We start from the raw sequence: 17390 nt of genomic DNA, 5'->3' as shown, positions 1-17390 counted from the left end.
GAATATTTGAGCTTCATTTGAGGATTCCCCTTCGCGTCCGATGACGCTGCGCCTTCCTATCCGAACCCATGCCGACTCCGCCGACCCGGCGCCATTGGCGACGAGTTCGGCTCGAGGTTTTCCCGCACCGGTTCCTTTCTGCATCCGCGGCGCCATAAGTGTCCCTTGCCTGCGATCCGCGTGTGGTCGCGGCTGCGTCAGCCGCGTGAAGCGGTGCCCGCCGTGTCCGCTGTGTCCGCCGTGTCCGTCTCCTCGGCGGCCTCGCGCCCGTCCGTCTCCTCCGCGGCCTCGCCCTGCCCCGTCCTCTTCTTGGCGGCACCGCACTCGGGAGCCGTGACCCTGGGCTCCGCGGCGCCCGAGGCGGCGGCCGGGTCCAGGTCCGCGCCGGTCGGGAGAGTCGCGAGCAGCGGCGCCGGGACCGAGCCGATGTCCGAGGTCTCGTATCCGAGTGCCTTCAGCGAGTCCTCGGCCACGACGCGGTACTTCACGCCGTTCTCCGCGACCAGATAGGTGGTGCCGGCGTGCGCGGCGCCGCTCGCGTGCAGGGCCCGGACCAGGGCGCCGTGCCCCGGCCGTACGACCGTGGCGTCCGTGGGGACACAGGCCGGCTCCAGCGGCTGGGCGGTGCCCGTCGACACCGCGACCGGGGCGAGCCCGGTCAGCGGGACCAGTACCGACCTGATCCGGGCACCGCCGTCGTCGCCGTCCACCTGCGCGCAGAGCGCGGTACCGCGCGGCGTGGACTGCGGGACCGGGGGCGCGTCCGGCAGTTCGGCGGATCCGGCGGTGCCCGAGTCCTTCGCCCGGTGCTCGCGCAGCGCGTCCGCGCCGACCGTGCGCACCTCGGGCGAGCTCCCCTGGTAGGCGTCCTTCTGGGTGGCCGGGTCGCCCAGCACCAGAGCGGCGCCGAGCCGGGTCAGCGGCACCAGGCCGTCCTCGCGCAGCAGGTGATAGGTGCTGCCGCCACCGGGCACGCTGACCTTGAACAGCTGGCCGACGCGGCTGGCTTCGCCACCGAGCTCGGGGCCCTCCTCTCCGCGCCCCGGCACCTCGGGGGACTTCAGGGCGGGTCCGGGGGCCAGCGCGTCGAGGAAGGCGGCGGAGACCGGCATCGGCCGCTCGGAGCCGTAGCCGAGGGCGTTGCGGGCGTCGGAGGCGCGGTCCAGCGGCAGCCTGCTGCCCCGCCACACCAGGTACTCGGTGTCGTCCGGGCCGCGGACCAGAACACCGCGGTCGCCGCCGATGCCGCGGGAGTCCACGGGCGCCCCGGCCACCACGGTGGTGGCCCCGGGCTTGTCCACGCCGGTGCCGGCCACGGCACCGGAGGTGTCGGGCAGCGCGCCGTCCGGTCCGGTGACGCACATGTGCCAGGCGCCGGCGTCGAGCCGGCCGGGCTCGGGCACCGCTTCCGGGGCGCCGGGGATGCCGACCGGGGCGCCCACCGGAACGTCCTGCAGCGAGGGGGTGCGCACGTCCGCGGTCGGCAGGTCGGAACCGCCGATCAGCCGGGCCGAGGCGTAGTTGCGCACCGGGTGCAGTACGCCGTCGGTGCCCGTCCACACGTACCGGGCGCCGGTGTCGCGGTTGACCACCAGGTGCTCACCGTCGCGCCAGCCGTCGTTCCCGCCGGGGCGCAGCAGGCCGTAGACGGTGGCGCCCGCGCCGATCAGTACGGTGACCAGGACGCCGAAGACCACACCGCGGGTGGTGCGCCCGAGCGGGCTCTCCGGGGCGTCCGGGTCTGCCATCAGCAGGCCCGAGCTGAGCCTGCCCATCATGAAACTGTGGGCGTGTACCTGGTCGCGTTTGGACTGCACGGCCTCTCCTCAACTCCTACTCGTTGTCCGGCGTTCAGGGGGGCTCAGCCGAACAGGCCGCGCAGCCAGCCGAAGAGCCCCGCCACCCAGAGGGCGAGCGGCAGCAGAGCCACCGCGAGGCCGGTGTGCGCCAGTTCCGCCGCGCGGCCCCAGTACGGGAGGACCCGGCGGCCGGGGACCGTCCAGGCGGCGATCACGAGTGCGGCCGCGCAGGCGAGCAGCACCGCGAAGACCACCACGCGCCCGTCCGCGTCGCTGTCCACCGCCCAGGCGCGGGCGAGCAGCAGCAGTCCCCAGATGCCGGGCACCGTCAGGGTCAGCCGCTGCCCGATGTGCACCAGGCCGCGGGAGTGCAGGAGCAGCAGCAGGCTCAGCGTGAGGGAGGTCAGTACCTCGGGCAGGTTCGGGCGCTCGGCGAGGACGACCAGGGCGGCCGCGGCGACGATGCCGGTGACGGCGAAGAGCGCGGTGACCCAGCGCCCGGCCAGCTCGGTGCGCTCGGCGACCTCGTCGCCCGCGTAGGGCTCGATGCCCTCCTGCAGCTGGGCGGCGGAGGACGGCAGCGCGGGCATCCGCATGCCGGCCAGCTTGAACGCGAACGGTGCCACCGCTCCGGCGGCGAGCGCGACCACCGTCGACACCAGCGCCGCCGCGGCGGGCACGTGCAGGCCGGTGTACCCGATCAGGGCGCCGGCGATCGCGGTGGCCACCGCGACCACCGCGGTGGCCAGCAGGGCGGGGGCGCCGACCGCGGTGGCGGCGAGCGCGAGGACCGCGCCGCCCGCACCCGCCGCGCCCGCCGCGAGCAGCCGCGCGCCCGCGACCTGGGCGGCGTCCGGGCCGGTCAGGTCGCCGCCGGGCAGCAGCCAGCCGGCCAGGGCCAGGCAGGGCGCGACCAGCAGGCCGAGCGCGATGGCGGAGAGGCGGTCACCGACCGCGCGGCTGGCCGAGCCCGCGCCCGCCAGCAGCAGCAGCCCGGTCACGGCCGCGCAGGCGGCCCGGGAGCCGCCGGAGGCGGTGGTCACCCCGGGCCAGAGCACCAGCACGAGGGCGGCCGCCACGGTCGCCATCACGGTGCCCACCAGGAACCCTCGGGCCGCCCCGGGGTGCCAGGTGTGCAGCCGCCGCCCCGCGGTGTCGGCTATCCCGTCCACCAGGTCGTCGAGCCGGGCCTCGGGCAACGCCTCGGTGTGCGGGCGCAGGTAGAGCACGGCGCCGTCGGCGAGCCCGGCGCGGGCCAGGGTGGTCTCCTCGTCGAGCGGGGCGTCACCGAGCCGCTGGAGCACCCAGCCGGCGTGGTCGAGTCCGGCCTCTTCGGCCTCCTCGCCCACGTAGCGCAGCAGTGTGGGCAGGAGATCGGCGACCGGCACGTCGGCGGGGACGGCCAGATCGACGGAGACGCTCGGCGCACGTACGGTCAGGCGGCACAGTTCGGCCACCGCGCTGTCGCTCATCAGCAGAACTCTCGGCTTCCGTGGGGCTTTGACCGGAGGACTTCCCCCGGCAGAGGGGACGTGCGAAGAGTACGGAAGGCCCGCGCGGCCAGGAACCGGGGGGCCGGGTCGGGAATTGTGTTCCCGCGGCCGGCTACCACCTCTCCCGCGTGGACAGGTCGCGTTCCGTGAATGCAGACTACTGCCTACGCCCGCCGGATCGTGCTGCGGACCGGACTCCTCGTCCGGTATGGAGTTCACCGTCACGGGAGTTGGCCGTCCCCCGCTATCAGCTCGAAACATTCACCCGGCGTTCACCGCCTCACGTGGGACCCGGAGAATCGGCGCGGTTCGGTGTTTCCCCCTCCCGCGTGCGCCGGTATTCGGCGCGGGCCGGAAAGCCACTGAAACCGGAGGTTTTGTTCCTTGAGTGTGGTGCTGTTTCGCCGGCCCGCCCGCAGGCGCGGACCGGAGATGCCCGACGGGCAATTGACCCTCCAGGAGCCGCCGGTCCTCGCCGAGACGGTGCCGGACACCTCGGCGATATGGACGTATTTGCCGATGGCGCTGATGTCGGTGTCGATGATGCTGATGTTCCTGCGCCCCGGCGGCGGGAACGGCGTCTTCATGTATCTGGCGATGGGCGTCATGGCGCTCTCCGCCGGTGCCATGCTGCTGGGGCAGCTGATGCGCCGCTCCAGCGAGCGCAAGCAGCGGCTGAAGGGCGAACGCCGCGACTACCTCCGCTACCTGACGCAGACCCGCAAGCGGGTCCGGGCCACCATCGCGGAGCAGCAGCGGGCGCTCGCCTGGCGCCACCCCGAGCCCGCCTCACTGCGTTCCCTGGCCCGCACCTCGCGGCTGTGGGAACGCCGCCCCGCCGACGAGGACTTCGGCGAGGTCCGTCTCGCGGTCGGTGAACAGCAGCTCGCGCTCACCCTGAGCCCGGTCTCCACCCGCCCGGTGGAGGACCTCGAACCGCTCTGCGCGCACGCCCTGCGCCGCTTCATCCGCGCCTACTCCACCATCCCCGATCAGCCCCTCGGCCTCTACCTGCGCTCCTCGGCCCGGGTTCAGCTGCGCCCCGAGGAGGCTCCCGGCGACGAGTCCGCCGGTCCGGCCGCCTCCGCGCTCGGGGGAAACGGCGAGGCGGCAGGCGGCGAGGCCGGCGCCGACGCGGTACGCGCCCTGGTGCGCGCCATGGTCGGCCAGCTCGCGGTGTTCCACGCACCCGAGGAGCTGTGGATCGTCCTGTGCGTCAGTGACGAGCGGCGGCCCGACTGGGAGTGGGCCAAGTGGCTGCCGCACGCGCTGCACCCGCACGAGGAGGACGGCGCCGGCCAGGTCCGCCGGATCACCGCGGACCTCACCGAACTGGACGACCTGCTCGGCGCCGAGTTCGCCGAGCGTCCCGGCTTCGACCCGGACGCGCGTCCCGGCCGCGACGAGCCGTATACGGTCGTCATCCTGGACGGCGTCACCGTTCCCGAGGGCCACCGCTGGGAGGGGCACGGCTACCGCAACGCGCTGGCCCTCGACGTCTCCGGGGCGCTGCGCTGGCGCCCCGGCCGCAACACGCTGCGGCTGACCGTCGGACCGGACCGGGTGAGCCTGGTGCGCACCGACCGCAGCCGCAAGGAGCGTTCCGTGCCGCTCGGCCGGCCGGACCGGCTCGGCCCGCTCGGCGCGGAGTCACTGGCCCGGCTGCTCACGCCCCGCCGGATCAGCCTGGGCACCGACATCGCGCAGCCGCTGGACACCGATGTCGAGCTGACCACCCTGCTGGGCATTCCGGATCTGCACCGGCACGACCCGCGCGCCCTCTTCGCGAGGAACACCGGCTCCGCCCGGCTGCGGGTGCCGATCGCGGTCGGCGTGGACGGCCGTCCGGTGGAACTCGACATCAAGGAGTCAGCGCAGGGCGGCATGGGCCCGCACGGCATGCTCATCGGCGCCACCGGCTCCGGCAAGAGCGAACTGCTGCGCACCCTGGTTCTCGGCCTCGCCCTGACCAACTCCTCCGAGACCCTCAACTTCATCCTGGTCGACTTCAAGGGCGGCGCCACCTTCCTCGGCCTGGAGGAACTCCCGCACACCTCGGCCGTCATCACCAACCTCGCCGACGAAGTCGCGCTGGTGGAACGCATGCAGGACGCCCTGCACGGCGAACTCATCCGCCGCCAGGAGCTGCTGCGGGCCGCCGGCAACTACACCTCCGCCCTGGAGTACGAGCGGGCCCGCGCCGCCGGGACGGACCTCGCCCCGCTGCCCAGCCTGTTCGTGGTGGTCGACGAGTTCAGTGAGCTCCTCTCCGCGCACCGGGAGTTCATGGACCTGTTCGTGATGATCGGCCGCCTCGGCCGCTCCCTGGGGGTGCACCTGCTGCTCGCCTCGCAGCGCCTGGACGAGGGCCGCATGCACCAGCTGGAGAGCCACCTGTCGTACCGCATCGGCCTGCGCACCTTCTCCGCCATGGAGAGCCGCGGCGTGCTCGGCGTGCCGGACGCCTACCAGCTGCCGGCCCAGCCCGGCAGCGGCTACCTGAAGTCCGGCGTGGAGTCCCTGACCCGGTTCCGCGCCGCCTACTCGTCCGGCACGTACCGGCGCCGCACCGGCGCGGTGGTGCAGGCCCGGGTGGCCAGCCAGGTGGTGCCGTGGACCAGCGGCTGGGTGGTGCCGCGCACGCTGGAGGCCGCTCCCGAGCCGGAGCCGGAGACCGAGGAGACCGGCGACGAGGAGACCCTGCTCGACGTGGCCCTCGACCGGCTGCGCGACTCCGGCCCCGCCGCGCACCAGGTGTGGCTGCCGCCGCTGGACGAGCCCTCCCCACTCGACGCCCTGCTGCCCGGCATCGCCCCCGACCCCGAGCGCGGCCTCACCGCCACCGGCTGGTCCGGGACCGGCCGGCTGCGGGTCCCGGTCGGCCTGGTCGACAAGCCCTTCGAGCAGCGCCGCGACCCGCTGGTCGTGGACCTCTCCGGCGCGGGCGGCCACGTCGCCATCGCGGGCGGCTCGCAGAGCGGCAAGTCCACCCTCGCCCGTACCCTGATCGCCGCCCTCGCGCTCACCCACACCCCCGCCGAGATCCAGTTCTTCTGCCTCGACTTCGGTGGCGGTGGCCTCTCCCAGCTGGCCGCGCTCCCCCACGTCGGCGGTGTCGCGGCGCGGCTCAACCCGGAGCGGGTGCACCGGGCCGTCGCCGAGGTGATGACGCTGCTGGCCCGCCGCGAGCAGTTCTTCGTGGACCACACCCTCGACTCGATGCAGTCCTACCGCCGCCGGCGGGCCGCCGGGGAGTTCCCCGACGAGCCCTTCGGCGATGTGTTCATGGTGGTCGACGGCTGGTCCACGGTCCGCCAGGACTACGACGACCTGATCCCGAAGTTCAACGAACTCGCCGCCCGCGGCCTCAACTACGGCATCCACCTGCTCATCACCACCACCCGCTGGGTGGAGTTGTCCGCGCAGGTCCGTGACCAGGCCGCCACCCGCCTGGAGCTGCGGATGGGTGACCCGATGGACTCCGAGATCGACACCCGCAAGGCCCGCTCGGTGCCGCGCAGCGGCGGTCGCGGCATCACCGCCGACAGCAAGATGCACTTCCTCGCCGGCCTGCCCCGCCTGGACGGCAGCGGTTCCCTCGAGGACCTCGGCGACGGCGTCGCCCACCTGGTCGCCGAGATCGCCCGGCACTGGTCCGGTCCGGCCGCCCCGCAGGTCCGGATGCTGCCGCACCGGCTCCCGCTGGCCGAACTCCCGGCGCCCGAGGCCACCGAGGGCGGCGGCATGCGCCTCCCGCTCGGCATCGACCAGGACGCCCTGGAACCGGTCTGGCACGACTTCAGCCGCACCCCGCACCTGATCGTGGTCGGCGACACGGAGAGCGGCAAGACCAACCTGCTGCGCCGCATCACCCAGGGCATCACCACCCGCTACGCCCCCAACGAGGCGAAGATCATCGCGGTGGACTACCGCCGCACCCTGGTGGAGGCCATCCCCGAGGAGTACCGCATCGGGCATGTGATCTCCCTGGACAACCTCCAGGAGACCATCGACGGCGCGGCCCGGGCGATGAAGACCCGCGTCCCGGGGGCGGACATCGCCCCCGCCCGGATGCGCCGGTGCGACTGGTGGACGGGCCCGCGCCTGTTCATCCTGGTCGACGACTACGACATGGTGTCCGGCAGCTCCTTCCAGAGCCCCTTCGAGCCGCTCTTCGAGTACCTGACCCTGGGCTTCGAGACCGGCGTGCACCTGATCGTCGCCCGCAGCGCCATGGGCGCCGGCCGCGGCCTGAGCGACGCCCTCATCCGCCGCCTCGACGAGGCCAACAACCCCGCCGTCCTCCTCTCCTGCCCGCCCACCGAGGGACGTCTCTTCGGCGACGCGAAGCCCCTCAACCTCCCTCCGGGCCGGGCCCTGCACATCGCCCGCCGCCGGGCGCGGTTGATGCAGACGGCACTGGTGGAGGAGATCCGGGGCCAGGAGGACTGAGAGGACGGGAGAGGGAAGCGCGCGCGAACGCCGGTGGGGGCCACCTGGGAAGGTGGCCCCCACCGGCGTTTCCGTGAGCGGTACGCCTGCGACGCCCGCCCCCGGGTTCAGTCCTTGGCGGTCGTGTCCGCTGCCGCGGGACGCCATCCCCGGGCGCGTGCCCGGGGCAGGGCGAAGGCGGCCCAGAGGACGACGAGGACGGCGGCGGAGCCGAGGCCGGCGAAGAGGGTGGCGCGGTCGGTGGCCCGGTCGGCGGCGGAGGTGTCGCGGACGGTGACGGGATCCGCGGCGCGCTCGGCCGCGGCGGGCGCACCCGAGTCGCCGAGCACCGTGGTGGCGGCGGCGTACGGGTCGAGCTGGGGGATGTCGGCGGGATAGGCGGTGGCGGTCAGGCGGCGCATGACGGCGTCGGCCGAGTCGTCGGGGTGGGCGGCGCGGACCACCGCGGCGGCTCCGGCGGCATAGGCGGCGGCCACCGAGGCGCCGGCGCCGAGGTAGTGGCCGGCGCCGCGCGGGCCGCCGGAGACCACCCCGGCGCCGGGGGCGGCCAGGTCGATGCCGATGGTGGGCAGGGAGTTGTCCGGGCGGGCGCCGCTGGGAAGCATGTCGGCGACCGAGAGGACGCCGGGTTCACCGGCCGGCCAGTAGGTGCGGGACGGTATCTCGTCGGTGCCGCCGCGGGGCGGGTCCGGGGTGGCCGCGGCGACCACCACGGCGCCTTCGCCGCGCGCCTCGGCGACCGCACGGGTCAGTTCCTTGTCACGGCTCGGCAGGGCCACCGCGACCGCGATCACCGCGGCCCCGGCCTCGGTCGCCTCGTCGAGCGCCGCCACCACCAGGTCGGCGCTCGCCCGGCCGCGCTCGTCGGTGCCGCGCAGGGCCAGGAGCTCCGCGCCCGGGGCGACCCCGGCCAGGCGCGGGGCGTCCCCTCCGGTCCCGGCGATCAGCCCGGCCAGGAAGGTGCCGTGCCCGACACAGTCGTCGGCGGCCGCGCCCGAGGCGGTGACCCGGTCGGCGAGACCGGCGGCGCCGGGAGCGACACCGGTGCCGATCAGGGCGACGGTCACGCCCGCACCGGTGTTGTGCCGGTGCAGGCGGTCCAGGTCGAGGCGCTGGCGCGACCAGTCCTGCTTCTTCGCCTGCTCGCGGGAGGCGGGGGTGCAGGCCACCTGATCGGCCTCCGGGTCGAGCGCGGAGGGCATGCCGGGCAGTTCCTGGCCCTTCCCGTCGGCCGCCGGCATGCGCGAGGGGGGTGCCCCCTGGGCGGTGGCGGCCGCGGGCAGCAGCAGGGCGGCGGCGAGACCGGCGCCGGACAGCAGGCGGGCGACCCCGCGGGCGGGCGGCCTCATCGGCCGGCCGCCTTCGGCGTCGCCGCGGCCGCCACGTCCTCGGGCAGGAGGATGCGCAGGTCGTCCAGGGTGGGCGCGGCCAGCGAACTGAGCCGTCCCGCCTGGCGGGTGACCATCGACTCGACCACCTGGCGGGCCAGGCGGGCGTTGCCGAAGGAGCGGTCCCGGGGCAGCGCGTCGAAGTACTCCTTGAGCAGCGGGCCGGTGCCGGGGCCGCACTCGTAGCCCATGCTCGTGGCCTGGGAGCGCACGATGGTGACCAGTTCCTCGGAGGAGTAGTCGGCGAAGGAGATCCGGCGCGGGAAGCGGGAGGACAGGCCCGGGTTGGAGGCGAGGAAGCGCTCCATCTCGTCGGTGTAGCCGGCGACGATGACGACCACCTCGTCGCGGTGGTCCTCCATCAGCTTCAGCAGGGTGTCCACCGCCTCCTGGCCGAAGTCGGCGGCGCCGCCGCGCGGGGTGAGGGTGTAGGCCTCGTCGATGAACAGCACACCGCCGCGGGCCCGTTCGAAGACCTCGCGGGTGAGCTGGGCGGTGTGGCCGATGTAGCGGCCGACCAGGTCGGCGCGGGCCGCCTCGATCAGCTGGCCCCGCTGGAGGATGCCGAGCTGGGTCAGGATCTGCCCGTAGAGGCGGGCGACGGTGGTCTTGCCGGTGCCGGGCGGGCCGGTGAAGACCAGGTGGTGGCTGAGCGAGGGCACCGGCAGCCCGGCGGCGGCCCGGTGGCGTGCGGTGGTGATGAGGTTGACCAGGTCCGCGACGTCGCGCTTCACCTCGGCCAGGCCGATCATGTCGCCGAGGCGGGTCAGCGGGTCGTCTTCCGGGGCGGCGGTCTGGGCGGCCTTCGCGGCGGCGGTGGCGGAGACGTCCTCCGGCAGCAGCAGCCGCAGGTCCCGCTCGCCGACCTGCGGCAGGGAGGCGAGCCGGACCGCCTGCCGGTCCACCATCTCCTCGAACACCCCGCGCGCGGCACGGCCGTTGCCGAAACCGGCGTCGCGCGGCATCGCCTCGAAGTGCGCGGCCAGCGCCGCCGCGGTGCCCTCACCCAGCTCGTACTGGTGCTGGGCGCACATGTTCTCCATGATCGCCACCAGTTCGGGCACCGAGTAGTTCTCGAACTCGACGGTCCGCGAGAAGCGGGAGGCCAGGCCGGGGTTGGAGCCGAGGAAGGACTCCATCTCACGGGAGTAGCCGGCCGCGACCACCACCACGTCGTCGCGGTGGTCCTCCATCAGTTTCAGCAGGGTGTCCACCGCCTCGCGGCCGAAGTCGGCGCCGCCGTTGCCGCTGTCCGCGGTGAGCGTGTACGCCTCGTCGATGAACAGCACGCCGCCGAGCGCCCGCTGGAAGGTCTCGGTGGTCTTGATCGCGGTGCCGCCGACGACCTGGGCGACCAGGTCGGCGCGGGAGACCTCCACCAGGTGTCCGCTGCGCAGCGACCCCAGTTCGGCCAGGATCGACCCGTAGAGGCGGGCGACGGTGGTCTTACCGGTGCCGGGCGGACCGGCGAAGATCAGGTGCCGGCTCATCGGCGGCGCGGGCATGCCGAGTTGTTCGCGGCGCTGGGCGAGCTGGGTCAGGTTGACCAGGGTGCCCACCTGCTGCTTGACGTTCTCCAGGCCGATCAGCGCGTTGAGGGCGCCGAGCGGGCCGTCCGCGCGGTCCGGCGGGGGCGCGTCCGCGGCGCCGGAGCCGGCCGGGTCGGTGTTCTCGGCGCTGCCGCTGCCCCAGGCGTCCCGCTTGCCGTTGCCGGTGCTGTTCAGGCCCTCCACGGCGAGCCGCTCGCCGGGCGCGGTCTGCACCAGGCCGCCGCCCGCGTTCTCCCGGGCGAGGCAGTTCACCAGGGAGACCGGCGCGGTGGATTCCACCCGGAAGCCGTCCTGGGCGCCGCCGGTGGCCTCGCAGCCGCTGAGCGAGGCGAGCGCGCCCTCGCGGAGCAGGTAGCCGTGTCCCTGGGGGGCGTGCACGGCGGTGCGGTTGGCGGTCAGCTCACCGCCCGCGTCGACCACCACGCCCTCCTCGCCGGATATCTCGACGCGGAAGTCGCGGACGGTGACGTTGCCGCCGTCCTCCACGACCAGGCCGCTGGTGGCGGTGTCGGAGACCCCGCCGCCGGCCAGGTAGAGGGTGCTGCCGGAGGCCACGCGCACACCCGCGCCGTTCGGCCGGACGATCTCGCAGTCCTCGACGCGGCCGCGGGCGTCCTTGGTGGCCACGATGCCGTCGCCGGAGGGCTCCACCAGCCGGGCCCGGCGCAGCAGCGGGTTGGCGCCGCCGCGCAGCATGACCGCGGGCGAACCCCCGATCACCTCCAGGCGGTCCAGCTCCGGCGCCGAGTCCTCCTCCAGGAGCAGCCCGGTGTCGTCGCAGTCACGCACCGTCAGGCCGGTCAGCGCCGGGGAAGCGGCCCCGGAGACCCGCAGCGCGGCGCCCTGCGCGCCGTCCACCCAGCAGTCCTCGAAGGTGCCGCGCGCCCGGTCGGTGACCAGCACGCCGTGGCCCCGGGTGCGCGACACACGGCAGCGGCGCAGCACCGGGTCGGTGCCCTGGGCCAGCGTGATCCCGTTCCCGGAGGCCCCGGTGACGCGGACGTCCTCCAGGGTCGTACGGCCCGCGCTGCTCAGGTGCACGCCGGTGCCGGTGTCGTGCACCACGGTGCGGACCACCGTCAGGGAGCAGTTCTGCTCCAGGGCGATGGAGGGCTTGTCGGTGGAGGAGATGTCGCAGTCCTCGACGGTGCCGCGGGACTCGCCGTTGGCGAGCAGGCCGTTGCCGCGGGCGCCGCGCACCGTGCAGCCGCGCATGCGCGCCTCGCCCTGCTCCGCGAGGACCAGGCCGCTGGTGCCCAGGTGCTCGAGGGTGCAGGACTCCACGGTGGTGGGCGTGGTCGAGGTGACCACGATGCCCGCGCCCTGCGGGTTGCTCACCCGGCAGTCCCGCAGCGCGAGCGAGCCGGTGCCCCCGGCCAGCATCGCGGTCCAGGCGGCGCCGACGACCTCGCAGCCGTCGAGCGCGGCCTGCCCGCGCCGCACGTCCACGGCCGGCAGCTCGGCGTCGCCGCCGCGCAGGGTCAGTTCGGACAGCATCACGGCGTCGGCGCGCAGCGCGAGCACGCTGCCCGAGCGCGGCCGGATCTCCACGGTGCCCCGCCCTTCGGCGGCGGTGAGGGTCACCCTGGTGTTGATCACCAGGTTCTCGGCGTACGTCCCGGGCCGGACGCTGATGAGAGCGCCGGTACGGGCAGCCGCGAGTGCCTCACCGATCGTCCGGTAGCGGTCCCGGTCCCCGGGACCGACCGTCAGTACCTGGCGCGACACGCACCAACCTCCTTGCCACGACGGCGTCTTGAGCGGGAGCCCCCGGGAAATCGGGGGCTGATGTCGGCGAGCCGACAGTGTCATCATGCCTCGCCCTCGGGGCGGGCGGATGTCGGGAGGGGTACTCCCGGTCGGATCACCGGGGCGTCGGGTCAGACGCTCCACTTCTGGTTGTCGGTGCCCAGGCAGGTCCACAGGTGCAGCTGGGCCCCGTTACCGGCGTTGTTGTCCTTGATGTCGACGCACATGCCGACGACGGTGTTGACCAGGTCGTGGCGTTCGTTCAGGACGAACTGTTGGGCGACGTTGCCGTTGCACCAGGTGATCTGGATGGGGGTGCCGTTGGTGAACTGCGCGTTGGCCACGTCCAGGCACTTGTCCTTGATGCGGATGGTGCCGTCGGAGGCGAACCGCATTTTCTGCGCCTCGCTGTTGTTGCAGTCCCACACCCACAGCGCCGCGCCGTCCCCGAAGTCGCCGTCCGGTACGTCGATGCAGCGGCCCGAGAGATGACTGCGCAGGGAGACGGGCGCGCTGAACGTCACGCCCGGGGGCTGGGCGGGCCGGTCCTTCGCGCCGCCGGCCGTGTTCCCGCCGCTCTGCTTCTCCGGCTCGTCCTTCTCGTCGGCGTCCTTCTTCGGCTCGTCCTCGTCCTTGTCCTTCGCCGGGGCGGACGCGGGAGCCTCCCGCACCGGTTTCTCGGGCCTGTCGGGCTTGTCGGTCTGCTTCTCGTCGTCGCCCGAGGAACCGGTGTCGGGCTCGGTCACGGCGAAGTCGCCGGGTGCCTCCTGCCCGTTCCCGCCGAGCACGGTTCCCGCCGCCGCCGACGTCGTCCTGGGGTCGTCGTCGTCGTTCCCGCCGAGCATCAGCAACGGCACCGACACGAGCAGCACCCCCGCGATCGCGGCCCCGCTCAGCACCGCCTTGCCGGGCCGCCCCACCGCTCCCGTCCGCTGCTGCGGCCGGTCGATCGCGGTCGCGGTCATGGTCCGTACGAGCGCGGGCAGCCGGCTCTTGGCCGCCGCGGCGGCACCGGGGTCGGCCTCGGCCTCGGCCTCGGGCCGACTTCCCGAGGCCGCTCCGCTGCCGGGTCCGGTGCGGGATCCGCCCCCGGCCTCGGTGTCGGCCTCGGGCCCGGTGGTCGCGCCCGGTGCCGCCGTCTTCTCGGCCTCGGTGGCCGCCGCCGTACCACCCTCGGCCCGGGTCCTCGCCTGCGCGGGCCCGGGATCGGATGGGGACTGCGGCTCGGTCTCGGTCTTGGCCCTGGCCTCGGTCTCGGTCTCGGTCTCGGCCTTGGCCTTGGCCTTGGCCTCGGAGACGGTGGCGGCCACGGCTGTGGCGGCCGCGGCCGTCTCCTCGCCGTCGGTACCGGACTGTGACCTCGGGGAGGTGGGGGGTTGCTGCGCCGAACGCGTCACGGGGTCCTCCCTGCGATGTGGGGCCGGGGTTCAGGAGAGCTGTCGGTCCGGTCGGCGGCGGGCGCCGCGGCCGGAGGGCCGGTACGGTCCGCCGTACCGGAGGGTGCGCCGGAACCCTTCCGCGCCGCGGCGTCCGCCGCGGGCGCGGCCTCGTGGCCCGCGAGGCCGGGAAGACCGTCCGCCGGGACGAGCAGGGGGGCCGCGGCCCCGGCGTTGACCATCAGCAGGGTGCCCGAACCGCTCAGTGAACGGGCCAGCTCCCGAGCCGGCAGCGTGTCATGCCGAAGTGCCGCGGACATGAACTCGTGTGCCGGCGAGGTGAACAACAGCACCACCGGCGCCCCGTCCCGCCCCGCGGCCGTGAGCGGCCCGCCGTCCGGCCCGCGCACCACCGTGACCTCCGCCTCGGCGAGCGCGGCGAGTGCCTCGTCCACCGAGCCGTAGCCGGTGGCGGCCCGCTGTGCCGCCGCGTCGACCGGGTCGGTGGGCTCCGGCCAGCCGAGCACCCGGGCCGAGGGCCGGTACGCCGGGTTGGCGCGGTAGTCCCCCACGCCCCCGTTCTCGTCCGACTGCCACTCCCCCAGCACCGCCCATTCCGGCGGCGTCCGCCGCTCGGTCCACTCCGGGTCCACCACGCCGATCCAGTGCCCCGGCGCCCGGCGGGCGGCGTCCCGCACGGCCTCGGGTATCTCGGGGGTGTCCACGGCCTCGGTGGCGTCGGCGACGGACGGCTCGGGCGCGGGTGGTTCGTGTGCCGAGGGCCGAGGGGCGGCGGCCGGACCCGGATCATCAGGCGCTGCGAACACGTCGCCATGCCTGCCCTCTTGTCGTTCTCCGGGCCGCATCTCCACCTGAACTCTTGGGTTCGTACGAGGTCTCGGGGTGCCGTACGACATGCGCACACGCCGACACTGATCAGATCGGGGAGCCATCAGGATGCCACACCGGTTCCGTCCGTTGGGGTTGAGGGAAGGTCCGTATCGGCCCTCCGCGTGCCCGTTTGCCGCCCGAGTCGAGGACTTTCCGGGAGCAGTGAGGCGCGCGTGGACAAAGCGACGGAACGGTTGAGGCGGAGTGAGCGGACGTCTCCCCCGTCGACGGGCTAAGTTGGGCACGCCATCGGACCCGTCGACGTACAGCGCCTTCCGGCCGGACGTCCAGGCCAGGGCCGTACGGGAAGACCTCGCAGCTCGGAAAGGCGTCGGAGCGGCCTGCGGCCGTCACCGCGGGGGGTCACGCGGAACTCGACGACCGGAACCGGGCCGAACCGGCTCACCTCGACGCGGCACTCGCCCAACGCCCGCCGGGCTCTCGGCGTTCGCCCGACCCGTCCGCTGCCCGGGCTCTTGCCCACCACCGACAGCTCCGCCACCGAGGAGGAGTACCGCATGTCCCCCCAGCACCAGACCCCCGGCGCGAACGCGGAGGCGGCCGCCGCCCGCGAAGGGGAGGCCGGGCCCCCGCCCACGTCCTCCGCTCCGGGCGAGAACGCGCCGAGCCCGGCCGCCGCCCCCGAGGCCAAGGCCGGCACCACCACGAAGGGAAAGACCACCCCCGAAGCGGAGCCGGACACCACCCCGGAGGGGAAGGCCACCCCCGAAGCGGGGTCCGGCACCGCCCCGGCCGGGGAGACCGCCGCCCCGGCCCCGGCGGCCACGGGCACCACGACCCCCGAGGCTTCCCGGGAGGGCGTCGCCGTGGCGGCGGCCGTCGGAACGACGCCGCCGGGCGTCAAGACCGACACCGGCGTCGACACCGGACGCCCCCGCAAGCCGGTCCTGGCGGGCGCCGCGATCATCGGCGCCGCCCTGATCGCGATACCGCTGCTGCTGGCCGGCACCGCGAGGGACGACGGCCCCCCGGACACCACCGGGCTGGCCGTGGAGGGCTCCGACACCGTCCTGAACCCGAACTCCGCCCCCGCCGCACTCGACGACTACGTGGCCGAGAAGCCCAGTTCGTCCCCGAGCAAGGAGAAGGAGAAGCCGAAGAAGGCCGAACCCCCTCAGGCCGTCGTCGCCGCGCCGCCCCCGCCCGCGCCGGAGCCGGAGCCGAAGCCGAGCAAGACGGCGGAGAAGAAGGCCAAGCCCAAGCCCAAGCCGTCACCGAAGCCGAACTGGAGCACCGAGACCGTCTTCGCGACCAGCGTCCTGGAGGTCAACCAGGCCTGGACCACCAACCGCATCCGCATGGTGATGCAGACGGACGGCAACCTCGTCGTCTACAACGAGGAGCGCAAGCCCATCTGGGCGTCCATGACCTTCGGCCAGAACCACCGGGCGATCTTCCAGAACGACGGCAACCTCGTCATCCACAACGGGGACGACCGTCCCATCTGGGGCGCCGGAAGCTACGGCCACGAGGGCGCCCAACTGGTCCTGCGGGCCGACGCCAAGGTGGTCGTCGTACACAACGGCAACGTCGTCTGGTCGACCTGACACCGATACGGCGGGGGTGTGCGACGGGTTCCACGACCGTCGCACATCCCCGTGGCGCGCCCCGGGCAACCCGACCATGACGGTCGGCGGCGCACTCGTCACCCTGCGCCCCGCTAAGGGTGGGGCGCCCCACAAAGGAGAATCCCTCCAAAGAAGCCCAGGTCGGTCGCGCGACCATGAACCGGGCTCAGGCCGTTCCAACGCCTCAGTCACCGTCACACCTTTCCGCCCTCGCGGCCCCCGCCAAGCATCAGGTCACATGCACGGCTCGCTGAGTTCGGGCACCCCGGCATCCACCGTCCGAACGCGCAAGAAGCACAGAGTCTTTTTGCCTGTTCCAGTGCGTCGCAGGTCAGCTGCGGGGTAGCGCGCCCAGGAGGGTTGCGGTCAGGGCCAGCTTCAAATAGTCCTTCAGCTCCAGGTGCAAGCGGGCGAGGTCGGGCTCGGCCTGGTAGGCCGCCCGCAGGCTGGGTGGGGGTGTGCTGTACGCCGGCAGCGCGCCGGCCATGAGCATGGTCTGCAGGCTGAACAGTGTCGCGTTCTCGCCCAGCTCCGGCAGGGACTTCTGGAGCAGGGCGGTCATGGTGGTCAGGCGGTCCAGGGATGCGCGCTTATAGCGTGCGACGACCTCGACGGAGACGTTGTGTTCCAGGACGCTGCTCTGTGCGCCGAAGAGGTCGCACAGCACCACTCGGCCGGAGAGAGAGCGGCTGAGAATCTCGGCCACCGCTGCCGCTCGCTCGGCCATGGGCAGATTCTCGTCGATGCCGGCGGCCAGCTCGCCTGCCAGTTCCGTCAGCCACTCCTGCAGGAGGCGGTCCAGCAGTTCCAGCAGCACCGCCTCGCGAGACTCGAAGTAGCGCAGCACGTTCGGCTTCGCCAGCCCTACGCGGCGACTGAGCTCGTTCAGGGTGACCGCGGCCACGGGCATCTCGTCGAGCATCGCCGACGCCGTGTCGAGGATCGCCCGTCGGCGTATCTCCCGCTGCTCTTCGGTTCGCGCCCGCTGAAAAGTCACGATCACCACCCTAACTTAGGTACCTCCGGTACGTTGACAATGTACCGGGAGTACTTTAGCGTTCCAAGAGGAAGATACCTCCGGTACGTAATAGAGGGGAGCTCGA

General features: G+C 73.7%; 9 protein-coding genes. 2 read left to right on the top strand and 7 right to left on the bottom strand.

The features are described from left to right. Positions 1-197: 197 nt before the first annotated feature. Both eccB and eccD read right to left on the bottom strand, forming a co-directional pair. Positions 198-1817: a type VII secretion protein EccB gene (gene eccB / locus IE178_RS14555; protein ID WP_193512546.1), complete on the bottom strand. Its 1620-nt coding sequence runs from the start codon at positions 1815-1817 to the stop codon at positions 198-200. 44 nt (positions 1818-1861) lie between these two features. Beyond that, on the bottom strand, positions 1862-3271 hold the full coding sequence (eccD, locus tag IE178_RS14550) for a type VII secretion integral membrane protein EccD (RefSeq protein ID WP_184761653.1): 1410 nt from the start codon (positions 3269-3271) through the stop codon (positions 1862-1864). Positions 3272-3724: 453 nt separating this feature from the next. On the opposite strand from eccD, the gene eccCa reads away from it, so the two are divergent. Continuing rightward, the gene (gene eccCa, locus IE178_RS14545) at positions 3725-7744 is read left to right on the top strand and encodes a type VII secretion protein EccCa (RefSeq protein ID WP_193512545.1); all 4020 of its coding nucleotides are present in this window, start codon (positions 3725-3727) and stop codon (positions 7742-7744) included. A 107-nt stretch (positions 7745-7851) separates the two neighbouring features. Here eccCa and IE178_RS14540 read toward each other — a convergent pair whose 3' ends face one another. From IE178_RS14540 to IE178_RS14525, 4 genes are all read right to left on the bottom strand, one after another. Continuing rightward, the gene (locus IE178_RS14540) at positions 7852-9093 is read right to left on the bottom strand and encodes a S8 family serine peptidase (protein ID WP_193512544.1); all 1242 of its coding nucleotides are present in this window, start codon (positions 9091-9093) and stop codon (positions 7852-7854) included. Continuing rightward, a complete protein-coding gene (locus IE178_RS14535; protein WP_193512543.1) occupies positions 9090-12410 on the bottom strand; it encodes a right-handed parallel beta-helix repeat-containing protein in 3321 nt (1106 codons plus the stop codon). The genes IE178_RS14540 and IE178_RS14535 overlap by 4 nt, the downstream gene beginning before the upstream one ends. 152 nt (positions 12411-12562) lie before the next feature. After that, the gene (locus tag IE178_RS14530; protein ID WP_193512542.1) at positions 12563-13828 is read right to left on the bottom strand and encodes a ricin-type beta-trefoil lectin domain protein; all 1266 of its coding nucleotides are present in this window, start codon (positions 13826-13828) and stop codon (positions 12563-12565) included. Beyond that, the gene (locus IE178_RS14525) at positions 13825-14673 is read right to left on the bottom strand and encodes a type VII secretion system-associated protein (RefSeq protein ID WP_193512664.1); all 849 of its coding nucleotides are present in this window, start codon (positions 14671-14673) and stop codon (positions 13825-13827) included. The genes IE178_RS14530 and IE178_RS14525 overlap by 4 nt, the downstream gene beginning before the upstream one ends. 543 nt (positions 14674-15216) lie before the next feature. Here IE178_RS14525 and IE178_RS14520 point away from each other — a divergent pair. Continuing rightward, entirely contained in the window at positions 15217-16266 is a 1050-nt protein-coding gene (locus IE178_RS14520; RefSeq protein ID WP_193512541.1) for a mannose-binding protein, read from the top strand. A gap of 352 nt (positions 16267-16618) precedes the next feature. On the opposite strand, the gene IE178_RS14515 is transcribed toward IE178_RS14520, so the two are convergent. Continuing rightward, positions 16619-17284, bottom strand: coding sequence for a TetR/AcrR family transcriptional regulator (locus tag IE178_RS14515; protein WP_193512540.1), 666 nt, complete (start codon positions 17282-17284; stop codon positions 16619-16621). Between the last annotated feature and the right edge of the window lie 106 nt (positions 17285-17390).

It is taken from the genome of Streptomyces griseoloalbus (assembly GCA_014650015.1).
GTDB lineage: Bacteria > Actinomycetota > Actinomycetes > Streptomycetales > Streptomycetaceae > Streptomyces > Streptomyces griseoloalbus.
The sequence above is the reverse complement of the archived record's forward strand: the minus strand, read 5'-3'. Positions and strand labels throughout refer to the sequence as shown.

Bases quoted from the DNA above. Each gene is read 5' to 3' on its own strand.
- eccD (WP_184761653.1), bottom strand. From the start codon at position 3,271: ATGAGCGACAGCGCGGTGGCCGAACTGTGCCGCCTGACCGTACGTGCG.
- eccCa (WP_193512545.1), top strand. From the start codon at position 3,725: ATGCCCGACGGGCAATTGACCCTCCAGGAGCCGCCGGTCCTCGCCGAG.
- IE178_RS14540 (WP_193512544.1), bottom strand. From the start codon at position 9,093: ATGAGGCCGCCCGCCCGCGGGGTCGCCCGCCTGCTGTCCGGCGCCGGT.
- IE178_RS14525 (WP_193512664.1), bottom strand. From the start codon at position 14,673: ATGCGGCCCGGAGAACGACAAGAGGGCAGGCATGGCGACGTGTTCGCA.
- IE178_RS14520 (WP_193512541.1), top strand. From the start codon at position 15,217: ATGTCCCCCCAGCACCAGACCCCCGGCGCGAACGCGGAGGCGGCCGCC.